This window comes from Pseudomonas sp. KBN12P06040 (assembly GCF_037574965.1).
Classification (GTDB): Bacteria; Pseudomonadota; Gammaproteobacteria; order Pseudomonadales; family Pseudomonadaceae; genus Pseudomonas; species Pseudomonas aeruginosa.
Genome location: NZ_JBBELS010000001.1, coordinates 1,644,502 through 1,670,472, shown reverse-complemented (window position 1 = coordinate 1,670,472; position 25,971 = coordinate 1,644,502). Strand labels below are relative to the sequence as shown.

Genomic DNA, 25,971 nt, shown 5'->3' with positions numbered 1-25,971 from the left:
CCCCCTTTTCCGGTAGCATTTCCCCCCACGAAATCCCGTCCTGGAAGCCCCATGTCCGACCGTCTCACCCTCCTGCGCCCCGACGACTGGCACATTCACCTGCGTGACGGTGCCGCGCTGGCCAATACCGTCGGCGACGCCGCCCGCACCTTCGGCCGCGCCATCGTCATGCCGAACCTGGTGCCGCCGGTGCGCAACGCCGCCGAAGCCGACGCCTACCGGCAGCGCATCCTCGCCGCCCGCCCCGCCGCCAGCCGCTTCGAGCCGCTGATGGTGCTGTACCTCACCGACCGCACCAGCGCTGAGGAAATCCGTACCGCCAAGGCCAGCGGCTTCGTGCATGCCGCCAAGCTCTATCCGGCAGGCGCCACCACCAACTCGGACTCTGGCGTGACCCGCATCGACAATATCTTCGAAGCGCTCGAGGCGATGGCCGAGGTCGGCATGCCGCTGCTGGTGCATGGCGAGGTGACCCGCGCCGAGGTCGACGTATTCGATCGTGAGAAGCAGTTCATCGACGAGCACCTGCGCCGGGTGGTCGAGCGCTTCCCGACCCTGAAAGTGGTCTTCGAGCACATCACCACCGGCGACGCCGCCCAGTTCGTCCGGGAAGCCCCGGCCAACGTCGGCGCGACCATTACCGCCCATCACCTGCTGTACAACCGCAACCACATGCTGGTCGGCGGTATCCGTCCGCATTTCTATTGCCTGCCGATCCTCAAGCGCAACACCCACCAGGAAGCCCTGCTGGACGCCGCGGTGAGCGGCAACCCGAAATTCTTCCTCGGCACCGACTCGGCGCCGCACGCCCGCCACGCCAAGGAAGCCGCCTGCGGTTGCGCCGGCTGCTACAGCGCCTACGCCGCCATCGAGCTGTATGCCGAGGCCTTCGAACAGCGCAATGCGCTGGACAAGCTGGAAGGCTTCGCTAGCCTGCATGGCCCGGATTTCTATGGCTTGCCGCGCAACACCGACCGGATCACCCTGGTCCGCGAGGAGTGGCAGGCGCCCGCCAGCCTCCCCTTCGGCGACTTCGACGTGGTGCCGCTGCGCGCCGGCGAGACACTCCGCTGGAAACTGCTGGAGGCCGGGGCATGAGCGAAGACAACTTCGACGACGAATTCGACGGCAGTCTCCCCAGCGGCCCGCGCCATCCGATGGCGCGCCGCTTCCGCGGCTACCTGCCGGTAGTGGTGGACGTCGAGACCGGCGGCTTCAACTCGGCCACCGACGCGCTGCTGGAAATCGCCGCGACCACCGTCGGCATGGACGAGAAAGGCTTCCTGTTCCCGGAACACACCTACTTCTTCCGCATCGAGCCCTTCGAAGGCGCCAACATCGAGCCGGCCGCGCTGGAATTCACCGGCATCAAGCTCGACCACCCGCTACGCATGGCGGTGCAGGAGGAAGCGGCACTCACCGAGATCTTCCGCGGCATCCGCAAGGCGCTGAAGGCCAATGGCTGCAAGCGGGCGATCCTGGTCGGCCACAACAGCAGCTTCGACCTCGGTTTCCTCAATGCCGCCGTGGCGCGTACCGGGATCAAGCGCAATCCGTTCCATCCCTTCTCCAGCTTCGACACCGCCACCCTGGCTGGCCTCGCCTACGGCCAGACGGTCCTGGCCAAGGCCTGCCAGGCCGCCGGCATGGAGTTCGACAACCGCGAGGCGCACTCGGCACGCTACGACACCGAGAAGACCGCCGAGCTGTTCTGCGGCATCGTCAACCGCTGGAAGGAAATGGGCGGCTGGATGGATGACGACGACTGAGCCTCGGCCCACTTAGGCGGATAACGCCAGGACGTTATCCGTCCTACGCGACCGGTCAGGCAATCTCCCCCTCTTCGGAGCGAGGCGCGTGACCTGGGATGGGGCTGCCGGCCCTCGCGAGCCCATGAAAAAGCCCCGCCGAAGCGGGGCTTTTTCCAACGCGCGAAGCAGGCTCTTCTTACAGCTTGCTGGCGTTCTCGGCCAGGTACTTGGCCACGCCTTCGGGCGATGCGGTCATGCCCTTGTCGCCCTTCTTCCAGTTGGCCGGGCAGACTTCGCCGTGCTCCTCATGGAACTGCAGGGCATCGACCAGACGCAGCAGCTCGTCCATGTTGCGGCCCAGCGGCAGGTCGTTGACGATCTGCGAGCGCACAACGCCTTCCTTGTCGATCAGGAACGCGCCACGGAAGGCCACGCCACCGTCGGACTCGACGTCATAGGCCTTGGCGATCTCGTGCTTGGTGTCGGCCGCCAGGGTGTACTTGACGGCGCCGATGCCGCCCTTGTCCACCGGGGTGTTGCGCCAGGCGTTGTGGGTGAAGTGGGAGTCGATGGAAACGCCGATCACCTCGACGTTGCGCGCCTGGAATTCCGGGATGCGGTGGTCCAGGGCGATCAGCTCGGACGGGCAGACGAAGGTGAAGTCCAGCGGATAGAAGAACACCAGGCCGTACTTGCCCTTGATGGCCTCGGACAGGGTGAAGCTCTCGACGATCTCGCCATTGCCCAGTACCGCGGCAACGTTGAAGTCAGGCGCTTTCTTACCTACGAGTACGCTCATTCCATGTCTCCTTTAAGCGGAAGGTTGAAGGACGGCACCGCAGCCTGCCGGCTCCTCGTGAAGCCTCGATGGCAGGGGCGCCGTTCCCCGGGAAACAACCATCATACACCCCGCCCCAGCCGGCGCTAAGTCTTTGTCCGACAAAGCCATTTGTCGGGGGGCGAAAAAAACCCGACTAAAACGCTCCAGGGAACTTTGACAATCATTCTCATTATTATTAGTATCTTTTCCAACTCAACTTCCCAGTAGCCAGATCGCCATGTACGTCTGCCTCTGCCAAGGTGTTACCGACAACCAGATCCGCGATGCCATCTACGAAGGCTGCTGCAGCTATCGTGAGGTTCGCGAAGCCACCGGCGTCGGTACCCAGTGCGGCAAGTGCGCATGCCTGGCCAAGCAGGTGGTACGCGAAACCCTCAACGACCTGCAGAGTGCCCAGCCGGTACCGGCGTTCGGGACTACGGCGTTCGTCGCTGCCTGAAAAATATTTTTTATCCCTCTTTCAGAAGAACCGGGCCTGGCGCCCGGTTTTTTTATGCCTTCAATTCAATGACTTAGCGGCAGAACGCGGAAAGAAAACATTCGTATTCATATTCTTTTTCCCTTATATTTCAATAACTTAGGTTTGACACCCTGCTTCGTCGCGGCCAAACTTGGCGAATCACACCCACTACGACGGCAGGATTCGGCATGAAAGGCGACAAGAAAGTCATCCAGCACCTCAACAAGATCCTCGGCAACGAGCTGATCGCGATCAACCAGTACTTCCTCCACTCGCGCATGTGGAACGACTGGGGCCTGAAGCGCCTCGGCGCCCACGAGTACCACGAGTCGATCGACGAGATGAAGCATGCCGACAAGCTCATCGAGCGCATCCTGTTCCTCGAAGGCCTGCCCAACCTGCAGGACCTCGGCAAGCTGCTGATCGGCGAGAACACCCAGGAAATGCTGCAGTGCGACCTGAACCTGGAGCTGAAGGCGACCAAGGACCTGCGCGAAGCCATCGTGCATTGCGAGCAGGTGCACGACTACGTCAGCCGCGACCTGCTGAAGGACATCCTGGAGTCGGAAGAAGAGCACATCGACTACCTGGAGACCCAACTGGGCCTGATCCAGAAAGTCGGCCTGGAGAACTACCTGCAGTCGCACATGCACGAAGACGACTGATCGGGAACCACGACGAAGCGCCGGCGGCCTGCCCCGTCGGCGCTTTTTTCTTGCCCGCCAGAAAGCCTCAGGCGCTGCGCGGCCTGCGCCGGACCAGATCGGCGCGCAGGGCCAGCAACAGGCAAAGACCGACCAGCACCAGCAATGCCCAGCGCAGGCCGATCTCGTGGGCCAGCAGGCCGATCAGCGGCGGCCCCATCAGCAGTCCGCCATACCCCACGGTAGAGACGGCGGCGACCCCGATCACCGGATCGATGCCCGGCTGGTTGCCAGCAGCGCTGATCACGATCGGCACCATCACCGACAGTCCCAGGCCAACCACCCCGAAACCGGCGATGCTCAGCGCCGGCCAGGGGCTGAACAGCGCCACCAGCATGCCCAGCGTGGCCAGCGAACCCAGGCCGCGCAGCAATGGCGCATCGTCGATGCGTCCGCGCAGGCGGTCGCCGAACAGGCGCCCCACCACCATCGCCGCGGAAAACGCCGCGAAGCCCAGCGCCGCCACCCGCTCGGAAGCATCCAGAACGCTGTGCAGGAACAGCGCGCTCCAGTCAGCCACGCCGCCCTCGGAAACGAACGCGCAGAGAATCAGCAGGCCCAGGCCGAGCAAGGCCCGCGGCGGCAAGGTGAAGCCGCCGCCCTTGCGCGCGCCCGCCTTGCTCGGGTCCGGCGGAAGCAACGCGCGTACGAAGAATGGCAGGCTCAGCAGGCCGAGTGCGGTGAGAATGAGGAAATGCCAGAACGGCGTCAGTCCGGCCAGGGCCGCGGCGCTCAACGCACCGACCAGGCAGCCGAGGCTGTACATGCCATGCAGCATGGACATGCAGGGCTTGCCGAGCAGGCGCTCGACATCCACCGCCTGGATGTTCATCGCCACGTCCATCCCGGCGAAGCTCACGCCCAGCACGTAGAAGGCCAGGGCCAGTTGCCACCAGCCCTGGCTCAGGCCGAGCAGCGGAAACACCAGCAGCATGATCAGGCAACCGCCGATCACTACGCTGCGACTGCCGATGCGCTGGACCAGAAAACCGCTCAACGGGAACGCCGTGAGCGCGCCGACCCCGACGCCGAGCAGGGCCTGGCCGAGCGCGCGCTCGTCCAGCTGGGTCTGCTCCTTGAGCGCCGGGATGCGTCCCATCAGGTTGCCGATGACCAGCCCGGCCATGGCGAAGAAATAGATGCAAGCCAGGCGACCCTGGCGAGGATTGACTTCCGACATGGAGGCTCCCGGTTTCCTTGCTGGCTTCTCCGGACAAAAAAGAAACCCCGCACAAGGCGGGGCTCTTCGTCGGATGCGCGGATCAGGCGTTGGCTTTGGCCGCCGCGTCCTTGACCAGGGTCTGCAGTTCGCCCTTCTCGAACATCTCGGCGAGGATGTCGCTGCCACCGACCAGTTCGCCATTGACCCACAGTTGCGGGAAGGTCGGCCAGTTCGCGTACTTCGGCAGGTTGGCGCGGATTTCCGGGTTCTGCAGGATGTCGACGTAGGCGAACTTCTCGCCACAGGCCATCAGCACCTGGGCCGCGCGCGAGGAGAAACCGCACTGCGGGGCGTTCGGCGAACCCTTCATGTACAGCAGGATGGGGTTGTTGGCGATCTGCTCTTTAATGGTTTCGATGATGTCCATGGCTTACCTCAACAGGAACGTTTCGACACGGTAACTCGGCAAATAATGACCGGTATTGTATCGGAAAGCCTAGCGCGACGCTCGGCTTTACTCTCGCGTTCCGTCGACCCGCTCAGGCCGCTTCCACCTCCACCGGCAGGCCGTTGAGCGCGGCGTTGCCCGACAGCAGGTCGAGATGACGCTCGTCGGTCAGGTCGTTGGCGCTGGCGCCGGCCTGGGCGCGGGCGATCGCCAGTTGCACGCCGGGCCGCGCGTGGCCCCAGCCGTGCGGCAGGCTGACCACCCCGGGCATCATCTCGCTGCTCGCCGCCACCTCCACCTCGACGCTGCCGACCCGCGAGCGCACCCGCACCCGCTGCCCGTCGACCAGGCCGCGACCCTCCAGGTCCCGCGGGTGCATCAGCAACTGGTGACGCGGCTTGCCCTTCACCAGGCGATGGTAGTTGTGCATCCAGGAATTGTTGCTGCGCACGTGGCGTCGTCCGATCAGCAGCAACTGGTCGGACGCAGGCAGTGGCTGTGCGGCGAAGCGTTGCAGGTCGTCGACGAACAGCGGCGGCGCGGCCTGGATGCGCTGGCCGACGGTCTTCAGGCGCGGCGCCAGGTTCGGCCGCAGCGGCCCGAGGTCGATGCCGTGGGGATGTTCGCGCAGAGTGGCCAGGCTCAGCCTGTGCTCGGAACGGTCGCCGTAGGCACCAGCGCGCAGGCCCAGGTCGATCATCTGCTGCGGTTCCAGGGTCGGTTTCAGCTCCAGGCCGTTGCGCGCGGCGAAGGCCCGCGCCAGGCCGACGAAGATCTCCCAGTCGTGCAGCGCACCCTCGGGACGCGGCAGCACAGCCTCGTTGAAACGGGTCACGTTACGCACGGCGAAGACGTTGAAGGTGGTGTCGTAGTGATCGTGCTCCAGCGGCGCGGTGGGCGGCAGGATGAGATCGGCGTAGCGGGTCGTCTCGTTGATGTAGAGGTCGATGCTGAGCATGAACTCCAGGCCGTCCAGGGCCTGTTCGAGCCGCCTCCCGTTGGGCGTGGACAGCACCGGGTTGCCGGCTACCGTGACCAGCGCGCGCACCTGCCCCTCGCCTTCGCCGAGGATTTCTTCCGCCAATGCCGCCACCGGCAGTTCGCCGCCATATTCCGGCAGCCCCGAGACGCGGCTGCGCCAACGGTCGAAGTGGCCACCCGAGGTACTCGCCACCAGGTCCAGGGCCGGCGAGGTGCACAGCGCGCCACCGACCCGGTCGAGGTTGCCAGTGACCAGGTTGATCAGTTGCACCAGCCACTGGCAGAGCGTGCCGAAGGCCTGGGTGGAAACGCCCATCCGGCCATAGCAGACCGCCCGTTCGGCGGCGGCGAAATCCCGCGCCAGTTGGCGAATGCTTTCGGCCGGCACGCCACAGCGCACGCTCATGGACTCGGCGTCGAAGACCGCGACCGCCTCGCGCACCCGCTCCAGCCCGTCGACCGGCAGCGGCGTGGGGCGACCGAGGTGCTCCTCGAACAGGGTGTTGAGTATCCCGAGCAACAGCGCCGCATCCTGGCCGGGACGAATGAACAGGTGCCGGTCGGCGATAGCCGCGGTCTCGCTGCGCCGGGGATCGACCACCACCAGCCGGCCGCCGCGGGCCTTCAGCGCCTTCAGGCGCTTCTCCACGTCCGGCACGGTCATGATGCTGCCGTTGGACGCCAGCGGGTTGCCGCCGAGCACCAGCATGAAGTCGGTGTGGTCGATGTCGGGGATCGGGATCAACAAACCATGGCCGTACATCTGCTGGCTGACCAGGTGATGCGGCAACTGGTCGACGGAAGTCGCGGAGAAGCGGTTGCGCGTTTTCAGCAGGCCGAGGAAGTAGTTGCTATGGGTCATCAGGCCGTAGTTGTGCACGCTCGGATTGCCCTGGTAGACCGCCACCGCATCGTTGCCATGGCGCTCGCGGATCTCGCCGAGGCGGCTGGCCACCAGCGCGAAGGCCTCGTCCCAGCCGATCGGCTGCCACTCGCTGCCGACCCGGCGCAACGGCTGGCGCAGGCGGTCGGGGTCGTCCTGGATGTCCTGCAGGGCCACCGCCTTGGGACAGACATGGCCGCGGCTGAAGCTGTCCTGCGGGTCGCCCTTGATCGAGCGGATCCGCGGCACGCCGCCCTCGTCGCTCTCGGTCTCGATGGCGAGCCCGCAGATGGCCTCGCAGAGATGGCACGCACGGTAGTGGAGGGTCTTGCTCATGGCTCGCCTCTTCATTGTCGTCGCCGGCCGTCGCGGCCCGGCGCGTACGCGAGGACCAGACGACCGGTCTAGTCGTCGAATCGGCACTATGCGGCGCCTTCCGCCGCCGCGCCAGCAGCGTCAGTCGGCTGAATCGCCAGGCATCAGGCTGGCCGATGGGCGCGGTAGAGGGGAGGCGTGCCGTTTGTCCGGCTGTCAACTATCCACCTGGGAATTCCGGCGCGGCGAAAGCCGGTGCTAAACCTTGTCTCTTCGAGTCCGCCCCTGTCCGACAAGACCAATAAAGCGTGGAGACCGCATGACCGACGCCCGCCCCTTCCGCCCTCACCCCACCTCGTTGTCAGCCGCCCTGCTGCTGGGCGCCTGGATCGCCCAGCCGGCCACGGCCGCCTATGTCGAAACCGGTCGGCCCGGCGATCCGGCCAGTTGGCGCTCCGCCGAATACCAGCAGGACTGGGGCCTGGAACGGATGCGGGCCGACCAGGCCTATGCCGCCGGCATCGACGGCCAGGGCGTGAAGATCGGCGAGATGGACTCCGGTTTCGACCCGAGCCATCCGGATACCCCCGCCTCGCGCTACCAGCCGGTGACGGCCAGCGGCACCTATGTCGACGGCACGCCGTTCAGCGTCAGCGGCGCGATGAACGGCAACAACGACTCCCACGGCACCCACGTCGGCGGCACCCTCGGCGCCTCGCGCGACGGCGTCGGCATGCACGGGGTGGCCTACGCGGCACAGGTGTACGTCGCCAACACCAACCAGAACGACAGCTTCCTGTTCGGCCCGACGCCCGACCCGAACTATTTCAAGGCCGCCTACCAGGCGCTGGCCGACGCCGGGGTGCGGGCGATCAACAACAGTTGGGGCAGCCAGCCCAAGGACGTCAGCTACGAGACCCTCGACGGCCTGCACGCCGCCTATGCCCAGCACTACGGGCGCTCCACCTGGCTGGACGCCGCCGCCGGTGTCTCCCGCCAGGGCGTGATCAACGTCTTCAGCGCCGGCAACAGCGGCTACGCCAACGCCAGCGTGCGCTCCGCCCTGCCCTACTTCCAGCCGGACCTGGAAGGCCACTGGCTGGCCGTGTCCGGCCTCGACCAGCAGAACGGCCAGCGCTACAACCGCTGCGGCATCGCCAAGTACTGGTGCATCACCACGCCCGGCCGCCTGATCAACAGCACCATGCCCGGCGGCGGCTACGCCAACAAGTCCGGTACCTCGATGGCCGCGCCCCACGCCACCGGCGCGCTGGCCCTGGTCATGCAGCGCTATCCGTACCTGAACAACGAGCAGGCGCTGCAGGTTCTGCTGACCACCGCCACCCAGCTCGACGGCACGCCGACCGGCGCCCCCACCGACACCGTCGGCTGGGGCGTGCCGGATCTCGGTCGGGCGATGCATGGGCCTGGACAATTGCTCGGCCGCTTCGAGGCCAACCTTCCGGCCGGCCTGCGCGACGAATGGAGCAACCCGATTTCCGATAGCGCCCTGCTCCAGCGCCAGGCCGAGGACGCCGCCGAGCACGCGGCCTGGCAGCGGACGCTGAAGGACAAGGGCTGGGAAAACGGCTTGCCGGCCGGTGCCAGCCAGCAGGAACGCACCGACTATGCCATCGGCATGGCCCGCGACCAGGCCGCCGCCCAGCGCCAGTACCAGGGCAGCCTGGTCAAGGCCGGAGCCGGCAGCCTGGTCCTGAGCGGCGACAGCACCTATCGCGGGCCGACCCTGGTCGATGGCGGGCTGCTGAGCGTCGACGGTTCGCTGCTGTCCGCCGTCGAAGTCAATGCCGGCGGCACCCTCGGCGGCAACGGCAGGATCGGCGGCCTGCTGGCGCGCTCCGGCGGCACGGTGGCCGCGGGCAACTCCATCGGCACCCTGGAGGTCGCCGGGGACCTGCGCTTCGAATCCGGCTCGACCTACGCGGTGGAGCTTTCGGAAAGCGCCAGCGACCGGATCGTCGCCAGCGGCAAGGCGAGCATCGCGGGCGGCAATGTCACCCTGGCCATGGAAAACAGCCCTGACCTGCTCAGCCAGTCCCAGGTCGAGAGCCTGGTCGGCCGCCGCTACGACATCCTCGACGCCGCCGGCGGCATCGAGGGGCGCTTCGACGCGGTATTGCCGAACTACCTGTTCCTCGGCGGCACCCTGGACTACGCGGCCAACGCCATCCGCCTGGATATCGGACGCAACGGCACGGCCCTCGCCAGCGTCGCGCAGACGCCCAACCAGGCGGCGGTCGCTGGTGCCGTGGAAGCGCTCGGCGCCGGCAACCCGGTCTACGAAAGCCTGCTCCTGTCGGAAAACGCCGCAACCGCCCAACGGGCCTTCCAGCAATTGTCCGGGGAAATCTACCCGGCGCTCGCCGGCCTGTTGCTCAACGACAGCCGCTATCTGCGCGACAGCGTCAGCGAACGCCTGCGCCAGGCCAGCGACGGCGAGGCCGGCGGGGAGGCTCCCGAAGGCTGGTTCAAGGCGCTCGGCTCCTGGGGCAAGAGTGCCGATGGCAGCCACGGCAGCGAAGGCTACCGGCATTCGGTCGGCGGCTTCCTGCTCGGCGTCGACAGCCAGGTCGCCAGCGACACGCGCCTCGGCCTGGTGGCCGGCTACAGCAACAGCTCGCTGAACATGGACAGTAGCCTGCAATCCTCCGCCAGCATCGACAGCTACCACCTCGGCGCCTACCTCGGCCGGCAATTGCAGCAATGGCGCCTGAGCCTCGGCGCGGCGCACGCCTGGCACCGCGCCGAGGTCAAGCGCGACCTGCAATACGGCGCCGTGGCCGGCAAGCAGAAGGCCAAGCTCGACGCACAGAGCAGCCAGTTGTTCGCCGAGGCCGCCTACGCGTTGGGCTGGCGCAGCCTGGAGCTGGAACCCTTCGCCGGGCTGGCCTACGTGCACGTCGCCAGCGATGACTTCCGCGAACGCGGTAGTGCCGCGGCCCTGGAGGGTGGCGACGACAACCTGGACGCCGCCTTCACCACCCTGGGCCTGCGCGCGAAACGGCATTTCGAGCTGGATGCCGAACGCCGCCTGGCGCTCTCCGGCACCCTCGGCTGGCGCCACAACCTGAGCGACACCACCCCGCAACGCCACCTGGCGTTCGCCAGCGGCAGCCAGCCATTCAGCGTGGAAAGCGTGGCCCTGTCCCGCGACGCCGCGCTGCTCGGCGTCGACGCCAGCCTCGCGGTGAATCGCGAAGTGAGCGTGCGGCTGGGCTACAACGGCCTGCTGGGCAGCCGCGAGAAGGACCATGGCGTCGGACTGGCCGTCGACTGGCGTTTCTGACTTCGGTTACGAGGGCATGCCGTCCGTTGGATGGGTTCCGGCGGGCGGCAAGGGGAAAAAGCCACTTCATTGCCCTCGGTCACGAAACCGCTGCAAATATGAGAAAAAGACCTAACTAAAGGATTCATGCGAAATGCATAGCGCTATACTGTCCATCCAGCGCTGTACTATCCCTTCCAGCGCTGATCGCGACCCGGTGCCCGCACCACCGTGCCGCACGAGCCCCGGAGATCCGCACCTCCGGGGCTCACCTTTTGCTCCTCTCGCGCCCTCCTTCCCCGGCTGAGCCCCTGCCCCTGCAAATCCGCGACGAATGGCCGCAATCCGGCAATCCGATGAACGAGCGGCCGAACGGCGGGCGCCCAGGCTGCCTGCGCACAGTCGCTGAACGGGTCAGGCCTGGCGGAAGAAGATCATGCCGAACAGCACCGCCAGGGCGCTGAGGAACGACAACCCGGTTTGCCCCAGGACCACCAGGATCGCGGCCGCCGCCGTGCTCAGCGCATGCCAGCCCCAGAGCAGGCACGACAGGTTGAGGACGATGCCGGCCAGGGCCAGGTGACGCTTGCGGCTACGCCTGAGCAGGCCGGCCAGGCCCAGCACCAGGCCGCAGGTCGATACCGCGAAGACCGCCAGCAAGGCGGCGAACAGGCCGAGCAGATGGTTCTCGTCGCTGAGGTCGATCCGCTCGCCGAGCGCCAGCGCCATCACCGCCAGCGCGATGGCGACCCCGGCCAGGGCGAGGAACAGCGACAGGCCGCCCAGCCGCGATTGGCGCAATGGCCGTGCCGGCGGCGCGGCGGCGAGTGTTTCTCCCGTGTGCATGTTCGACCTCCCTGGTCCGAAACCCGCCTCCTCCATGAAGGCATTCGGGCGCGCACAGCATAAAGCGTCGCCCCGCTCAACCGATAGATCGACGAGGCGGGACTTTGGCGGCGGGACAACCGCGAAGACCCGGAAAAACCCCGTAACCCGCGCCTTCCAAGCCCCTCCTTGTGTTTCCGCGACATTTCCTTATAAGATCGCGCCTTCCCCTATTTTCCCGCACGTTGCGGTCCCGCCGCAGGTCCAGTCCCGTTTTCTCTCGCGAAAGCCGGCCAGTGCCTCGGCCAGCAGTAAAAATAAAAGGTAGTCAGCGATGAGCGTACGGCACTTTCTCTCGTTTATGGATTACAGCCCCGAAGAGCTGATCGGTCTGATCCGCCGCGGCAGCGAGCTGAAGGACCTGCGCAACCGAGGCGTGCTCTACGAGCCGCTGAAGAGCCGGGTCCTGGGCATGGTCTTCGAGAAGGCTTCGACCCGTACCCGCCTGTCCTTCGAAGCCGGGATGATCCAGCTCGGCGGCCAGGCGATCTTCCTCTCCCCGCGCGACACCCAGCTCGGCCGCGGCGAGCCGATCGGCGACAGCGCCCGGGTCATGTCGCGGATGCTCGACGGCGTGATGATCCGCACCTTCGCCCACGCCACCCTGACGGAATTCGCCGCGCACTCGAAGGTGCCGGTGATCAACGGCCTGTCCGACGACCTGCACCCCTGCCAGTTGCTCGCCGACATGCAGACCTTCCACGAGCACCGCGGCAGCATCCAGGGCAAGACCGTGGCCTGGATCGGCGACGGCAACAACATGTGCAACAGCTATATAGAAGCGGCGCTGAAGTTCGACTTCCAGCTGCGCGTGGCCTGCCCCGAGGGCTACGAGCCGAAGGCCGAGTTCGTCGCCCTTGCCGGCGACCGCCTGCGCGTCGTCCGCGACCCGCGCGAGGCGGTGGCCGGCGCGCACCTGGTGAGCACCGACGTGTGGGCCTCGATGGGCCAGGAAGACGAAGCCGCCGCGCGCATCGCCCTGTTCCGTCCCTACCAGGTGAACGCCGCGTTGCTCGATGGGGCCGCCGACGATGTACTATTCATGCACTGCCTGCCGGCCCACCGCGGCGAGGAAATCAGCGAAGAGTTGCTGGACGACCCGCGCTCGGTAGCCTGGGACCAGGCAGAGAACCGTCTGCACGCGCAGAAGGCCCTCCTCGAATTGCTGATCGAACACGCCCATTACGCCTGAGCCCATGAGCCACGACCTGCTGCTGAACCTGAAAGATCTCGCCTGCGGCTACGCCTCGCAGAAAGTGGTGCAGGACCTCGACCTGCACCTCAATGCCGGAGACATCGGCTGCCTGCTGGGTCCTTCGGGATGCGGCAAGACCACCACCCTGCGCGCCATCGCCGGCTTCGAACCGGTGCTGACCGGGCAGATCGAGCTGGGCGGCGAAGTCATCTCGCGTCCCGGCTTCACCCTGGCGCCGGAGAAACGCCGGATCGGCATGGTGTTCCAGGACTACGCGCTGTTCCCCCATCTCAGCGTGGCCGACAATGTCGGCTTCGGCATCCGCAAGCATCCACAACGCGAGCGCCTGGTGCGCGAGCTTCTGGAGCTGGTCAAGCTCGACCACCTCGCCGCGCGCCACCCCCACGAACTCTCCGGCGGCCAGCAACAACGGGTGGCCCTGGCCCGCGCGCTGGCGCCCGAACCGCTGTTGCTGCTGCTCGACGAACCCTTCTCCAACCTCGACGTGGAACTGCGCCGCAGCCTCAGCCAGGAGGTTCGCGAGATCCTCAAGGCACGCGGCACCAGCGCGATCCTGGTGACCCACGACCAGGAAGAAGCCTTCGCCGTCTGCGACCACATCGGCGTGTTCAAGGAAGGTCACCTGGAACAGTGGGACACTCCCTACAACCTCTACCACGAGCCGCTGACGCCCTTCGTCGCCAGCTTCGTCGGCCAGGGCTACTTCATTCGCGGCCAGTTGCTCAGCCCCGATACGGTGCAGACCGAACTCGGCGTGATCCGCGGCAATCGCGCCTACAGCCTGCCTTCCGGCAGCGCGGTAGACGTCCTGCTGCGCCCGGACGACCTGGTGCACGCGCCGCAGGGCGAGCTGAAGGCGCGGATCGTCGGCAAGACCTTCCTCGGCGCCGCCACCCTGTACCGCCTGCAATTGCCCACCGGTACCCAGCTGGAATCGATCTTCCCCAGCCATGCCGACCACCAGCCGGGCGATGACGTCGGTATCCGCGTCGCCGCCGACCACCTGGTGGTGTTCGCCGCCCGGGGCAGCGTCGCCGCGCACCTCGCCCCCGTCCAGGCCTGATACCTCGGCGCCGTTCGGTCGGCGGCGCCTTTCCCTATCGACCGCATAGGTGGAGCCGGACGTCTCCAGCCCCTACAATCGCCCGACGATTCGAGGAGCCTGAACGATGCTGATGGTGATTTCCCCCGCCAAGACCCTGGACTACGAGACCCCGCCGGTCACCCACCGCTTCACCCAGCCGCAATACCTGGACCACGCCCAGGAACTGATCCAGCAACTGCGCCAGCTCACGCCGCTGCAGATCAGCGAACTGATGAAGCTTTCCGACAAGCTCGCCGGCCTGAATGCCGCTCGCTACGCCAGCTGGCATCCGGAGTTCACCCCGGAGAACGCCAAGCAGGCGTTGCTCGCCTTCAAGGGCGATGTCTACACCGGCCTCAACGCGGAAGACTTCGGCGAGGACGATTTCGCCTTCGCCCAGGATCACCTGCGCATGCTCTCCGGTCTCTACGGCGTGCTGCGCCCGCTCGACCTCATGCAGCCCTATCGACTGGAAATGGGCACCCGCCTGGCCAACGCCCGTGGCAAGGATCTCTACGCCTTCTGGGGCGAGCGTATCAGCCAGTGGCTGAACGAAGCGCTGGCCGCCCAGGGCGACGACGTGCTGCTCAACCTGGCCTCCAACGAGTACTTCGGCGCGGTGAAGCGCAAGGCGCTGCAAGCGCGGGTCATCGACACCGAGTTCAAGGACCTGAAGAACGGCCAGTACAAGATCATCAGCTTCTACGCCAAGAAGGCTCGCGGCATGATGGCTCGCTACGTGATCCGCGAGCGCCTGCGCGACCCGGCCGGGCTGAAGGACTTCAACGCCCACGGCTATTACTTCAGCGCCGAGCAGTCCGGCCCGGATCAGCTGGTATTCCTCAGGGACGCCCCGCACGACTGACCTCCCCCAGCCCGCCGCCCTGGCGGGCCGCTCCTCTTTCGGCACGCCGACGCCTCCTGGCGCTACCGTTCGTCCCTCCGGCACCCCTGCTGCGTCGCCTTTCTCCCCGGAAAAGCCCTTGTGGCGAATAGGCCTACTCAACCGTTCGTCTGCAAGTCATGCGGAACTGCATCACATTTTTTCACGCCCAGCCCACAGACTTTTCCCCAATTCAAGGCGGAAATGCCATCTCCGGCGTAATCCATTGGCCATTACCAGCCTCCCGCCATTACATGCAAATTACGATTGCAAAGTGCATGGATCGAAGATTAAGGAATCCTTAAGGTTTGCTTAAGGCGGTAAAAGCGGCTTCTGTTTCATTCCGGTGACGCGGAACTTTCAGCCGCCATGCATTCTGCAACTAGTGGCCATTGGCAGGCATTTAACGGAAAGGCCATCAAGTTGGTATCAAGTGATATCAAACGGATATTTCCAAATATTTCGCGAGCGGGACAAACGGCCGGAACTTCCCTCGCAGAGAAAACATCCTATCACCGCGATGCCTATCGATAGTTATGGGCAGAGCAACTTGAAACCGTCTCGAATAATCGGGCTCCGCTCCGAGGGACAAACTCAACCTGTTGAAATTAAAGGCCTTTAGAAACTTGAATTCTATGGACCGAACTAAAACGAAGCATCCAAGGTCGGGTTATGCACCGTTATTGAAACCCACCTGAAACATTAAAGGGCATGAACTTATAACTTGCCCTATTAGAGTGCCGAACAACTAAGCACTCTATTCGAAACTGCCTGAAGGCGGATCAAGGGCTCTGGATCGGGGCTCGTAGTAACGGCTCGCCAGATAGGGAAGTGGCCATACGGCCACCTCATTAACGGCGCGACAAACAATCGAGGTGAATGCGATGCGAATCAGCATCTTTGGTTTGGGCTATGTCGGTGCAGTATGTGCTGGCTGCCTGTCGGCACGCGGTCATGAAGTCATTGGTGTGGATGTCTCCAGCACCAAGATCGACCTGATCAACCAGGGCAAGTCGCCCATCGTCGAACCGGGCCTGGAAGCATTGTTGCAGCAAGGCCGGCAGACCGGACGGCTGTCGGGCACCACCGACTTCAAGAAGGCCGTGCTGGACTCCGACGTATCGTTCATCTGCGTCGGCACGCCGAGCAAGAAGAACGGCGACCTGGACCTGGGCTACATCGAGACCGTCTGCCGCGAGATCGGCTTCGCCATCCGCGAGAAGTCCGAACGCCACACCGTGGTGGTGCGCAGCACCGTACTGCCGGGCACCGTCAACAACGTGGTGATCCCGCTGATCGAGGACTGCTCGGGCAAGAAGGCCGGGGTCGACTTCGGCGTCGGCACCAACCCCGAATTCCTCCGCGAGAGCACCGCGATCAAGGACTACGACTTCCCGCCGATGACCGTGATCGGCGAACTGGACAAGCAGACCGGCGACCTTCTCGAGGAAATCTACCGCGAGCTGGACGCGCCGATCATCCGCAAGACCGTCGAGGTCGCCGAGATGATCAAGTACACCTGCAACGTCTGGCACGCCGCCAAGGTCACCTTCGCCAACGAGATCGGCAACATCGCCAAGGCGGTCGGCGTCGACGGCCGCGAGGTGATGGACGTGATCTGCCAGGACCACAAGCTCAACCTGTCGCGCTACTACATGCGTCCCGGCTTCGCCTTCGGCGGCTCCTGCCTGCCCAAGGATGTACGCGCCCTCACCTATCGCGCCAGCCAGCTGGACGTCGAGCACCCGATGCTCGGTTCGTTGATGCGCAGCAACTCCAACCAGGTGCAGAAGGCCTTCGATCTCATCACCAGCCACGACACCCGCAAGGTCGGCCTGCTCGGCCTGTCGTTCAAGGCCGGCACCGACGACCTGCGCGAAAGCCCGCTGGTGGAGCTGGCCGAGATGCTCATCGGCAAGGGCTACGAGCTGCGCATCTTCGACCGCAACGTCGAATACGCGCGTGTCCACGGGGCCAACAAGGAATACATCGAGTCGAAGATCCCGCACGTCTCCTCGCTGCTGGTCTCCGACCTCGACGAAGTGGTGGCGAGTTCCGATGTGCTGGTGCTGGGCAATGGCGACGAGCTGTTCGTCGACCTGGTGAACAAGACCCCGAGCGGCAAGAAGCTGGTCGACCTGGTGGGCTTCATGCCGCACACCACCACTGCCCAGGCCGAGGGCATCTGCTGGTAGCGGGCCGCCCCTGGCCCCGTGAGCCGGTAAAGAACCTCTTTATCGCCCTCGGACCGAAGGCCGTCTCCGCGGCGTGCGCCATAACAACAACAAGCGCACGCCGGCGTCGAGGCCAAGGTCCCCAGCCCGATGGAACTGATGATGGAAACTTACAAACGTGGCCTCGCCGAAGCCACCGGCTGGCTGGTGTTCCTCAGCCTGCTGATGGTGCTCGCGCTGGCAGTGCCGAAGACCGTGTTCGACGCCGACTCCAAGGATTTCATCCTGCTTATCGGCGCCGTCGGCATCTGGCGCTACTCCATGGGCGGCGTGCACTTCCTGCGCGGCATGCTGTTCCTCCACGTGGTCTACCCGTACTACCGCCGGCGCGTGCGCCAGTTGGGCAGCGCGGCCGACCCGTCGCACGTGTTCCTGATGGTCACCAGTTTCCGCATCGACGCCCTGACCACTGCCATGGTCTATCGCTCGGTGATCCGCGAAGCCATCGACAGCGGCTACCCGACCACCGTGGTCTGCTCCATCGTCGAGATGTCCGACGAGGTCCTGGTCCGTTCTCTGTGGGAGAAGATGAACCCGCCGGACCGGGTCAGCCTCGACTTCGTGCGGATTCCCGGCACCGGCAAGCGCGACGGCCTGGCCTATGGCTTCCGCGCGATTTCCCGGCACCTGCCGGACGACGACGCGGTGGTCGCGGTGATCGACGGCGACACCGTGCTCGACCACGGCGTGGTGAAGAAGACCGTGCCCTGGTTCAAGCTCTTCCCCAACGTCGGCGGCCTCACCACCAATGAATTCTGCGAAGTGCAGGGCGGCTACGTGATGAGCGAGTGGCACAAGCTGCGCTTCGCCCAGCGCCACATCAACATGTGCTCGATGGCCCTGTCCAAGCGCGTGCTGACCATGACCGGACGGATGTCGGTGTTCCGCGCCCGGGTGGTGACCAACCCCGAGTTCATCACCGACGTCGAGAACGACCACCTGGAGCACTGGCGCCTGGGTCGCTTCAAGTTCCTCACCGGTGACGACAAGTCCAGCTGGTTCAGCCTGATGCGCCTGGGCTACGACACCTTCTACGTGCCCGACGCGGCGATCAACACGGTAGAGCACCCGCCGGAGAAGAGCTTCATCAAGGCCAGCCGCAAGCTGATGTACCGCTGGTACGGCAACAACCTGCGGCAGAACTCGCGCGCGCTCAAGCTCGGCGCGCGGCGCCTGGGCTGGTTCACCATGCTGGTGCTGTTCGACCAGCGCGTCTCGATGTGGACCAGCCTGCTCGGCCTGGTGGTGGCGATCCTCGCCAGCCTCAAGTACAGCATCGCCTTCCTGCTGGTGTACCTGCTCTGGATCGGCCTCACCCGCCTGGTGCTGACCCTGCTCCTCTCGCTCTCCGGGCACCGCATCGGCCCGGCCTATCCGCTGATCCTCTATTACAACCAGATCGTCGGCGCGCTGGTGAAGATCTACGTGTTCTTCCGCCTCGACCGGCAGTCCTGGACCCGCCAGCCGACCAAGCTGGAGCGCGGCCTGGCCAGCTTCCAGCGCTGGTTCAACGCCTGGTCGTCGCGGGCCATGACCTTCTCTGCCGCCAGCATCTTCGTCGCCGTGCTGCTGACCATCGTATGACCACCGAATCGACTACGGACAACGCCAGGGCCGCGGCCCGCGCGCAAATCGACCCAGATTGGACCGAACAGGACCCGACACCATGAATACAGCCGTCAACGTCAACGTCGTGCACGAATCCGAAGCCCAGCGCCAGTTCGCCCGGGTCAAGCTGCCGGCGCGTATCCGCTACATCGGCGCCAACCGCGAAGGCGTCGACGCACGCCTGCTGGATCTCTCCGCCGGCGGCTTCGCCTTCACCGCGAGCGGCGCGCCGATCCAGCCCGGCGACCTGTACAAGGGCAAGCTGCTGTTCCAGGTCGACAGCATCAGCTTTTCCCTCGAAGTGGAGTTCCAGGTGCGCTCGGTGGACCCCGCCAGCCGCCGGGTCGGCTGCGAGTTCCAGAACCTCAAGCCGCGCGAGGTGGCGGCCCTGCGCTACCTGATCACCTCCTACCTGGCCGGCGAGGTGATCGGCGTCGGCGACATGCTCAATACCCTCCAGCGCGAGAACTTCACCAAGGCCCGCAAGCAGGGCGGCGGCAACGGCGGGATGGGTTTCTTCGGCCGGGTCCGGGCGGTGACCCTGAGCACCGCGATCTTCGTCGTCGGAGTCGGCGCCTTCGCCTTCATCCTCAACCAGATGTACAACCTGTACTTCGTCACCCATGCCGATTCCGGCGTGGTCAGCGTCCCCAACCAGCAGATCACCATGCCCCGCGAGGGCACCGTGCAGAGCCTTCTCGGGCCCAACGCGGAAGTCGCCAAAGGCGCGCCGATCGCCACCTTCTCGGCCAACCTGCTGGACATGCTCAAGGGCAACCTGACCGAGGAGCAGCTCAACCCGGGCAACATCGAGAAGCTCTTCGGCCACCAGATGAAAGGGACCCTGACCAGCCCCTGCGACTGCCGCGTGGTCCAGCAACTGGTAGCCGACGGGCAATACGCCAACAAGGGCCAGGTGATCTTCACCCTCGCGCCGCGCGACAGCGTGGCCAGCATCGAGGCGCGCTTCCCCTACCGCAACGCCGCCGAGCTGGCGCCGGGCACCCGGGTGAACTTCCAGGTCGCCGGCGACGGCGTCAACCGCAGCGGCCGCATCGTCAACACCGCGCCGGTGGACGGCGACCTGTCCTCGGAAATCCGCGTGCAGATCCAGCCCGACCAGCCGCTCGACGCCCAGTACGCCGGCCGCCCGGCCGAGGTCAGCATCGGCGGCCTGCCCGGCCGCACCCTGCTGAACAAGGCCGTGACCCTGGCCACCGCTCGCTGACCGGTACCCGACCATGAAGATGCCCATCCTCCCTCCCCTGCCCCTGGCGTCCCGGCACCTGCTGCTGGCCTCGGCCATCGCCCTGGCCGCCGGCTGCGCCGGGCTGCCCGACCAGCGCCTGGCCCAGGAGGCCCTGGAGCGCGGCGACCTCGCCACCGCCCAGAGCAACTACCAGGCCCTGGCCGCGATGGGTTACGCCGACGCCCAGGTCGGCCTCGCCGACATGCAGGTCGCCAGCGGCGACAGCGCCCAGCAGGCCAAGGCCGAAAAGCTCTACCGCGAGGCCGCGCAGACCTCGCCGCGGGCCCGCGCGCGCCTTGGCAAGTGGCTGGCTGCCAAGCCCGGCGCCAGCGACGCCGAGCACCGCGAGGCCGAGCGCCTGCTCAGCCAGGCCTTCGAACAGGGCGAGGACAGTGCCCTGGTGCCGCTCATCGTGCTCTACCTGCAATACCCGCAGTCCTGGCCGGAAATCGACCCGCAGCAGCGCATCGACCAGTGGCGCGCGCGCGGACTGCCGCAGGCCGACCTGGCGCAGATCATCCTCTACCGCACCCAGGGCACCTACGCCCAGCACCTGGGCGAGATCGAGCAGGTCTGCCAGCGCTGGCTGCGGCGCATGGACGTGTGCTGGTACGAACTGGCCACGGTCTACCAGATGCAGGGCAACGCGGAAAAGCAGAAGGCCCTGCTCGAACAGCTGCGCGCCGCCTACAAGGCCGGCCGGGTGCCCGGAGAGCGGGTCGACTCGGTGGCCGGGGTGCTCGCCGACGGCGAACTCGGCCAGCCCGACCCGCAGACCGCCCAGGCGCTGCTGGAAGAGATCGCGCCGAGCTACCCCGCGGCCTGGGTCAGCCTGGCCAAGCTGCTCTACGACTATCCCGACCAGGGTGACCTGGAAAAGATGCTCGGCTACCTGAAGAACGCCCAGGACGCCGCCCAGCCACGCGCCGAACTGCTCCTCGGGCGCCTCTACTACGACGGCAAGTGGGCGCCGCAGGACCCGCGCAAGGCCGAGCGGCACCTGCTCAAGGCCGCCGCCAGCGAACCCCAGGCCAACTACTACCTGGGGCAGATCTACCGCCGCGGCTTCCTCGGCAAGGTCTATCCGCAGAAGGCCGTCGACCACCTGATCCTCGCCGCCCGCGCCGGCCAGGCCAGCGCCGACATGGCCCTGGCCCAGCTCTGGTCGCAGGGCCGCGGCATCCAGCCGAACCGGGTCAACGCCTACGTCTTCGGCCAGCTCGCCGTGCAGCAGCAGGTACCGCAGGCCAGCGACCTGCTCGGGCAGATCGAAGCGCAACTGCCGCCGGCCGAACGCAGCCAAGCGCAGCAATTGCTCAAGCGCGAACAACAGAGCCGCGGCAACAACTGGCAGGCCACCGTCAGCCTGCTGCAGAGCCAGGACTCGCCGATCAACGAAGAAGAGCCAGAAAGCCTATGAACAGCTCCCGTTCCGTCAACCCGCGGCCGTCCTTCGCGCCGCGCGCCCTGTCCCTGGCCATCGCCCTGCTGCTCGGCGCGCCGGCGTTCGCCGCCAACAGCGGCGAGGCGCCGAAGAACTTCGGCCTGGACGTGAAGATCACCGGCGAATCGGAAAACGATCGCGACCTCGGCACCGCTCCCGGCGGCACCCTCAACGACATCGGTATCGACCTGCGGCCCTGGGCCTTCGGCCAGTGGGGCGACTGGAGCGCCTACTTCATGGGCCAGGCGGTGGCCGCCACCGACACCATCGAGACCGACACCCTGCAATCGGACACCGACGACGGCAACAACAGCCGCAACGACGGTCGCGAGCCGGACAAGAGCTACCTCGCCGCACGCGAATTCTGGGTCGACTACGCCGGCCTCACCGCCTACCCCGGCGAGCACCTGCGCTTCGGCCGCCAGCGCCTGCGGGAAGACAGCGGCCAGTGGCAGGACACCAACATCGAGGCGCTGAACTGGAGCTTCGAGACCACCCTGCTCAACGCCCACGCCGGGGTCGCCCAGCGTTTCAGCGAATACCGCACCGACCTCGACGAACTGGCTCCGGAGGACAAGGACCGCACCCATGTGTTCGGCGACATCTCCACCCAGTGGGCGCCGCACCACCGCATCGGCGTGCGCATCCACCACGCCGACGACAGCGGCCACCTGCGCCGCCCCGGCGAGGAAGTCGACAACCTCGACAAGACCTATACCGGCCAGCTCACCTGGCTCGGCATCGAGGCTACCGGCGATGCCTACAACTATCGTTCGAGCATGCCGCTGAACTACTGGGCCAGCGCCACCTGGCTGACCGGCGACCGCGACAACCTGACCACCACCACGGTCGACGACCGGCGCATCGCCACCGGCAAGCAGAGCGGCGACGTCAATGCCTTCGGCGTCGACCTCGGCCTGCGCTGGAACATCGACGAGCAGTGGAAGGCCGGCGTCGGCTACGCCCGTGGCAGCGGCGGTGGCAAGGACGGCGAGGAGCAGTTCCAGCAGACCGGTCTGGAGAGCAATCGCTCCAACTTCACCGGCACCCGCTCGCGCGTGCACCGCTTCGGCGAAGCCTTCCGCGGCGAACTGAGCAACCTCCAGGCAGCCACCCTGTTCGGCTCCTGGCAACTGCGCGAGGACTACGACGCGAGCCTGGTCTACCACAAGTTCTGGCGCGTCGACGACGACTCCGACATCGGCACCAGCGGCATCAACGCCGCCCTGCAACCGGGCGAGAAGGACATCGGCCAGGAACTCGACCTGGTGGTGACCAAGTACTTCAAGCAAGGCCTGCTGCCGGCCTCGATGAGCCAGTACGTCGACGAGCCCTCGGCGCTGATCCGCTTCCGCGGCGGCCTGTTCAAGCCGGGCGACGCCTACGGGCCGGGCACCGACTCGACCATGCACCGCGCCTTCGTCGACTTCATCTGGCGCTTCTGAGCCCCGCGAGGAAACCGGACATGCCCGACATTTCCCTTTCGATCCCCCGCCGCCGGCTCCCGCGCCTGCGCCCGCTGGCCGCGGCAGTGCTCGGCGCGGTGCTGCTGCACGGCCAGGCGTGGGCGGCGCAGCCGGTGGAGAAACCGCAGCCGGTCCCGGCGCAGGCCGGCAACGAGCCGGGCCTGACCCAGGGCCTGAAGGAAACCGGCAACTACACGGTAACCACCGCGCCGGCCGAACCGTTGCACCTGGACCCGCCGAAACTGCCCGACCTCTCCGGCTACACCGCCGCCGCGGTGGAAGCCAAGATCGTGCGCAAGCCGGGTGGCCGCGCCAGCGTGCAGCGGATGGTCCAGCAGCAGCCGCTGAAGGAGTTCACCGGTGGCAGCAACCGCCTCTCCGAATGGGTCAAGCGCCAGCGCCAGATGCCCCAGGCGATCTTCATCGAAGGCGGCTACGTGAACCTCGCCCAGCTCGCCGGCAAGCTTCCCGCCAGCGCGCTGGAACAGGTCGAGCCGGGGGTGTTCGTCGCCCGCCTGCCGATCGTGGTCAGCCAGGGCGCGACCCTCGACATCGACAAGCAGGTCAAGGAACTGCGCCTGTCCCAGGAGCGCGGCGCGTTCCTGGTCAACGACGGCATGCTGTTCGTCCGCGACAGCAAGGTCACCGGCTGGAGCGAATCGAAGAAGGAGCCGGCCTGGTTCAGGACGCCCAACGAGTTCCGTCCGTTCCTGATCTCCTGGGGCGGCGCCGAGGTGTACCTGAGCAACAGCACCTTCACCAGCTTCGGCTACAACGCCTCCAAGGCCTACGGCATCTCCATCTCGCAGTACAGCCCGGGCATGGACAAGCAGATGAAGCGCCCGCGCCCCAAGGGCTGGGTGATCGACTCGACCATCGTCGACAGCTGGTACGGCTTCTACTGCTACGAGGCCGACGACCTGGTGGTGAAGGGCAACACCTACCGCGACAACATCGTCTACGGCATCGACCCGCACGACCGTTCGCACCGCCTGATCATCGCCGACAACACCGTCCACGGGACCAGGAAGAAGCACGGCATCATCGTCTCGCGGGAAGTCAACGACAGCTTCATCTTCAACAACCGCAGCTACGAGAACAAGCTTTCCGGGATCGTCCTCGACCGTAACAGCGAGGGCAACCTGGTGGCCTACAACGAGGTCTACCGCAACCATTCCGACGGCATCACCCTCTACGAGAGCGGCGACAACCTGCTCTGGGGCAACCAGGTCCTGGCCAACCGCCGCCACGGCATCCGCGTGCGCAACAGCGTGAACATCCGCCTCTACGAGAACCTCGCGGCGGGCAACCAGTTGATCGGCGTGTACGGCCACATCAAGGACCTCACCAACACCGACCGCAACATCGCCCTCGACCCGTTCGACACCAAGGTCTCGCTGATCGTGGTCGGCGGCAAGCTCGCCGGCAACGGCTCCGGCCCGCTCTCGGTGGATTCGCCGCTGAGCCTCGAACTGTACCGGGTGGCGATGCTCGCCCCGACCAAATCCTCCGGCATCAGCCTGCCCGGCGTTCTCGGCGAGAAGCAGGACCAGATCCTCGACCTGCTGGTGCGCCAGGACAAGGCGGTGCTGATCGACCCCGTGGAAAGCCAGGCCGAACTCCAGGACTGAGGACCCAGACGCATGAAAACCCGCACTTCCCGACTGTTCCGCCTGAGCGCCCTGGCCGCCGGCCTCTGCCTGGCCCAGGCAGCCCTCGCCGCCGACCCCGGCGCGGCGCCGAGCTACCAGGCGCTGCCGGCCGGCAACCTGTGCCCGGCCGCCGCCGACGACTCGCGCTACAACACCAAGTACCTGGGCTTCTTCACCCACCTGGTGCAGGCCCAGGATGACTGGCTGTTCCGCACCACCTACGACCTGCGTACCGACTTCGGCACCAGCGCCGAAGGCTGGCGCGAACTCCGCGCACTGCGCGACGAACTCAAGCGCAAGGGCATCGAGCTGGTGGTGGTCTACCAGCCGACCCGCGGCCTGGTGAACCGCGAGAAGCTCAGCCCGGCGGAAAAGGCCGGCTTCGACTACGAGTTGGCGAAGAAGAACTACCTGGCGACCATCGCCCGCTTCCGCCAGGCCGGCATCTGGACCCCGGACTTCTCGCCGCTGTTCGACGAGAAGGAGGAGCACGCCTACTACTTCAAGGGCGACCACCACTGGACTCCCCATGGCGCCCGGCGCAGCGCGAAGATCGTGGCCGAGACGCTGAAGCAGGTGCCCGGCTTCGAGGAGATCCCCAAGAAGCAGTTCGAAAGCAAGCGCGTCGGCCTGCTGTCCAAGCTCGGCACCTTCCACAAGGCCGCCGCGCAACTCTGCGGCAACAGCTACGCCACCCAGTACGTCGACCGCTTCGAGACCGAGCCGGTGGGCGCCAGCGACAGCGGCGACCTGTTCGGCGACGGCGGCAACCCGCAGATCGCCCTGGTCGGCACCTCCAACAGCGGCCCGGCCTACAACTTCGCCGGCTTCCTGGAGGAGTTCAGCGGCGCCGACATCCTCAACAACGCGGTGTCCGGCGGCGGCTTCGACAGTTCGCTGCTGGCGTACATGACCAGCGAGGAATTCCACAAGAACCCGCCGAAGATCCTCATCTGGGAATTCGCCACCCACTACGACATGGCGCAGAAGAGCTTCTACCGCCAGGCCATGCCGCTGGTGGACAACGGCTGCTCCGGCCGGAAGACCGTGCTCAGCCGCAAGGTCAAGCTGCGCCAGGGCCGCAACGAGGTGCTGCTGAACAGCGCCGCGCTACCGATCCGCAGCGGCAGCTACGTCGCCGACGTGACCTACAGCGACCCTTCGGTACACGAGTTGAAGAACACCATCTGGTACATGAACGGCCGCCGCGAGCAGTTGAAGATCGAGCAGTCGAAAGCCGTCGATACCGGCGGCCGCTACGTCTTCCAGCTGCGCAACGACAGCGACTGGGCCGACCAGCAGTTCCTTTCCCTGGAAATCGAAGCGCCGGAGGACATGCCCCAGGGCCTGGAGGTCCAGGCCAGCATCTGCCAGGCGGCGCCCGCCAAGGCCAGCCAGTCGGTGGCCGGGAGGTAAACG

20 protein-coding genes are annotated in these 25,971 nt (G+C 66.1%); 15 read left to right on the top strand and 5 right to left on the bottom strand.

The genetic code is table 11. The annotated features are described in order from the left end of the window. The first annotated feature begins 51 nt into the window (after positions 1-51). Positions 52-1,098, top strand: coding sequence for a dihydroorotase (gene pyrC / locus VQ067_RS07870; RefSeq protein WP_003092068.1), 1,047 nt, complete (start codon positions 52-54; stop codon positions 1,096-1,098). Continuing rightward, positions 1,095-1,769 (top strand): ribonuclease T, encoded by a 675-nt coding sequence (gene rnt, locus VQ067_RS07865; RefSeq protein WP_003092070.1) that lies wholly within the window; start codon positions 1,095-1,097, stop codon positions 1,767-1,769. Before pyrC ends, rnt begins: the two co-directional genes overlap by 4 nt. 178 nt (positions 1,770-1,947) lie before the next feature. On the opposite strand, the gene VQ067_RS07860 is transcribed toward rnt, so the two are convergent. Then, positions 1,948-2,550: a peroxiredoxin gene (locus VQ067_RS07860; protein WP_003092073.1), complete on the bottom strand. Its 603-nt coding sequence runs from the start codon at positions 2,548-2,550 to the stop codon at positions 1,948-1,950. A 259-nt stretch (positions 2,551-2,809) separates the two neighbouring features. Between VQ067_RS07860 and VQ067_RS07855 the strand changes: the two genes are divergently transcribed. Further along, the gene (locus VQ067_RS07855; protein WP_003092075.1) at positions 2,810-3,031 is read left to right on the top strand and encodes a bacterioferritin-associated ferredoxin; all 222 of its coding nucleotides are present in this window, start codon (positions 2,810-2,812) and stop codon (positions 3,029-3,031) included. A 209-nt stretch (positions 3,032-3,240) separates the two neighbouring features. Next, positions 3,241-3,717, top strand: a complete 477-nt coding sequence (gene bfrB / locus VQ067_RS07850) for a bacterioferritin BfrB (protein ID WP_003092078.1) — start codon at positions 3,241-3,243, stop codon at positions 3,715-3,717. A gap of 67 nt (positions 3,718-3,784) precedes the next feature. Here the strand turns inward: bfrB and VQ067_RS07845 are convergent, their stop codons facing one another. From VQ067_RS07845 to VQ067_RS07835, 3 genes are all read right to left on the bottom strand, one after another. After that, positions 3,785-4,936: an MFS transporter gene (locus VQ067_RS07845; RefSeq protein ID WP_003104266.1), complete on the bottom strand. Its 1,152-nt coding sequence runs from the start codon at positions 4,934-4,936 to the stop codon at positions 3,785-3,787. Between the two features lie 82 nt (positions 4,937-5,018). Beyond that, complete coding sequence (gene grxD, locus VQ067_RS07840) at positions 5,019-5,345, bottom strand: Grx4 family monothiol glutaredoxin (RefSeq protein ID WP_003092082.1); 327 nt, start codon at positions 5,343-5,345, stop codon at positions 5,019-5,021. Between the two features lie 112 nt (positions 5,346-5,457). After that, positions 5,458-7,566 carry a molybdopterin oxidoreductase family protein gene (locus VQ067_RS07835; RefSeq protein ID WP_003110009.1) on the bottom strand — a complete coding sequence of 703 codons (2,109 nt, stop codon included), beginning with the start codon at positions 7,564-7,566 and terminating at the stop codon, positions 5,458-5,460. A gap of 298 nt (positions 7,567-7,864) precedes the next feature. On the opposite strand from VQ067_RS07835, the gene eprS reads away from it, so the two are divergent. Continuing rightward, positions 7,865-10,852: an autotransporter serine peptidase EprS gene (gene eprS, locus VQ067_RS07830; RefSeq protein ID WP_033991464.1), complete on the top strand. Its 2,988-nt coding sequence runs from the start codon at positions 7,865-7,867 to the stop codon at positions 10,850-10,852. Positions 10,853-11,245: 393 nt separating this feature from the next. Here the strand turns inward: eprS and VQ067_RS07825 are convergent, their stop codons facing one another. Beyond that, positions 11,246-11,677 carry a hypothetical protein gene (locus VQ067_RS07825; RefSeq protein WP_009313597.1) on the bottom strand — a complete coding sequence of 144 codons (432 nt, stop codon included), beginning with the start codon at positions 11,675-11,677 and terminating at the stop codon, positions 11,246-11,248. Between the two features lie 313 nt (positions 11,678-11,990). On the opposite strand from VQ067_RS07825, the gene argF reads away from it, so the two are divergent. From argF to algX, 10 genes are all read left to right on the top strand, one after another. Next, a complete protein-coding gene (argF, locus tag VQ067_RS07820; protein ID WP_003092090.1) occupies positions 11,991-12,908 on the top strand; it encodes an ornithine carbamoyltransferase in 918 nt (305 codons plus the stop codon). A 4-nt stretch (positions 12,909-12,912) separates the two neighbouring features. After that, the gene (locus VQ067_RS07815; protein ID WP_023099320.1) at positions 12,913-13,995 is read left to right on the top strand and encodes an ABC transporter ATP-binding protein; all 1,083 of its coding nucleotides are present in this window, start codon (positions 12,913-12,915) and stop codon (positions 13,993-13,995) included. A 106-nt stretch (positions 13,996-14,101) separates the two neighbouring features. Then, a complete protein-coding gene (gene yaaA / locus VQ067_RS07810; protein WP_023108668.1) occupies positions 14,102-14,881 on the top strand; it encodes a peroxide stress protein YaaA in 780 nt (259 codons plus the stop codon). Positions 14,882-15,783: 902 nt separating this feature from the next. Further along, a complete protein-coding gene (gene algD / locus VQ067_RS07805; protein WP_003110461.1) occupies positions 15,784-17,094 on the top strand; it encodes a GDP-mannose 6-dehydrogenase in 1,311 nt (436 codons plus the stop codon). A gap of 138 nt (positions 17,095-17,232) precedes the next feature. Continuing rightward, positions 17,233-18,717, top strand: a complete 1,485-nt coding sequence (gene alg8 / locus VQ067_RS07800) for a mannuronan synthase (RefSeq protein WP_003119545.1) — start codon at positions 17,233-17,235, stop codon at positions 18,715-18,717. An 82-nt stretch (positions 18,718-18,799) separates the two neighbouring features. After that, positions 18,800-19,969: an alginate biosynthesis protein Alg44 gene (gene alg44 / locus VQ067_RS07795; protein WP_003092101.1), complete on the top strand. Its 1,170-nt coding sequence runs from the start codon at positions 18,800-18,802 to the stop codon at positions 19,967-19,969. Positions 19,970-19,982: 13 nt separating this feature from the next. Beyond that, positions 19,983-21,410 (top strand): alginate biosynthesis TPR repeat lipoprotein AlgK, encoded by a 1,428-nt coding sequence (gene algK, locus VQ067_RS07790; protein WP_003110463.1) that lies wholly within the window; start codon positions 19,983-19,985, stop codon positions 21,408-21,410. After that, on the top strand, positions 21,407-22,879 hold the full coding sequence (algE, locus tag VQ067_RS07785; RefSeq protein WP_003092105.1) for an outer membrane porin AlgE: 1,473 nt from the start codon (positions 21,407-21,409) through the stop codon (positions 22,877-22,879). The genes algK and algE overlap by 4 nt, the downstream gene beginning before the upstream one ends. 20 nt (positions 22,880-22,899) lie before the next feature. After that, positions 22,900-24,531 carry a mannuronan 5-epimerase AlgG gene (gene algG, locus VQ067_RS07780; RefSeq protein ID WP_023091105.1) on the top strand — a complete coding sequence of 544 codons (1,632 nt, stop codon included), beginning with the start codon at positions 22,900-22,902 and terminating at the stop codon, positions 24,529-24,531. 12 nt (positions 24,532-24,543) lie between these two features. Beyond that, positions 24,544-25,968: an alginate biosynthesis protein AlgX gene (algX, locus tag VQ067_RS07775; RefSeq protein ID WP_003092107.1), complete on the top strand. Its 1,425-nt coding sequence runs from the start codon at positions 24,544-24,546 to the stop codon at positions 25,966-25,968. The last annotated feature ends 3 nt before the right edge of the window (positions 25,969-25,971 follow it).